This window comes from Phenylobacterium sp. (assembly GCF_030651185.1).
GTDB lineage: Bacteria > Pseudomonadota > Alphaproteobacteria > Caulobacterales > Caulobacteraceae > Phenylobacterium.
Genome location: NZ_JAUSCJ010000038.1, coordinates 1 through 1138, shown reverse-complemented (window position 1 = coordinate 1138; position 1138 = coordinate 1). Strand labels below are relative to the sequence as shown.

Sequence of the window (1138 nt, the reverse complement as noted above, 5' to 3'; positions counted from 1 at the left end):
TCCACGGTGACGATCGTGCCGCCGCGGAGACCGAGGTCGAAGAACTGACCGTGCTCGGCCGGTTCATCCCCGACGTCATGCGTGAAACCTCCGAGGTGTCTTCGGTTCTCACCATCGAGGATCTGAAGCGCGCCGGCGACGACACCGCCGCGGTCGCCCTGACCCGCATGTCGGGGCTCAGCCTGGTCGGCGGGCGGTTCGTCTATGTTCGTGGCCTTGGCGAACGCTATTCGTCGGCCCTGCTCAACGGTTCCCCCCTGCCGAGCCCCGAGCCGCTCCAACGGGTTGTGCCGCTGGACCTGTTCCCCAGCAACATCCTGGCGAGCACGGTGGTCCAGAAGACCTATTCGGCGAGCTATCCCGGCGAGTTCGGCGGCGGGGTGATCGACCTGCGGACCATTTCCACCCCCGTCGAGCCCTTCTTCTCCATCGGCATGAGCGTCGGCGCCCACAGCGAGACCACCCAGAAGTCGGGTCTGACCTATTTCGGGTCCGACACCGACTGGACCGGCTATGACGACGGCGCCCGCGAAACGCCCGGCCCGCTCGCGGCGGCGCTCGCCGACCGCAAGCGCCTGACGGACTCCAACTTCACGCCGGCCCAGCTGCAGACCATCGGCCAGAGCTTCGTCAACGCGCCGATGAACCTGCTCCAGAAGAACAGCAACATCGACTTCGACTACAGCGTGGACCTCAGCGGCGGCCGGACCTTCGATCTCGGCTTCGGCACCCTGGGCCTGATCGCGGTCGCCGGGTTCGACAATTCCTGGCGCACCCGCAACGGCATCCAGCAGGAAGGTTTCGTTCAGAGCGGCAATATCGAGGTCCGCACGGACTACGACTATAGCTCGACCCAGAACGACATCGTTCTCAACGGCCTGCTGGGCGCGAGCCTCCAGTGGGGCGACCACGAGGTCAAGTGGACGAACTTCTACGTCCACTCCACCACCAAGGAAGCCCGCAGCCGGGTGGGCTATGACGATCTCGCCGGGGCCAATGTCCGCGACGACTACACCGAGTGGTTCGAGCGCTCGCTGATCAACACCCAGCTGGTGGGGACCCACGAGTTCGGGGCGTTGGAGATCGACTGGCGCGCGGCCCTCGCCCGCAGCACCCGCGACGCGCCCTATGAAAAGGG

Annotated in this window: 1 protein-coding gene; it reads left to right on the top strand. The window is 66.1% G+C overall.

The genetic code is table 11. The features are described 5' to 3' along the window. Positions 1-1138 (top strand): TonB-dependent receptor plug domain-containing protein (locus Q7J39_RS18190; RefSeq protein ID WP_304828605.1); only part of this gene is annotated, 1138 nt, incomplete at both ends.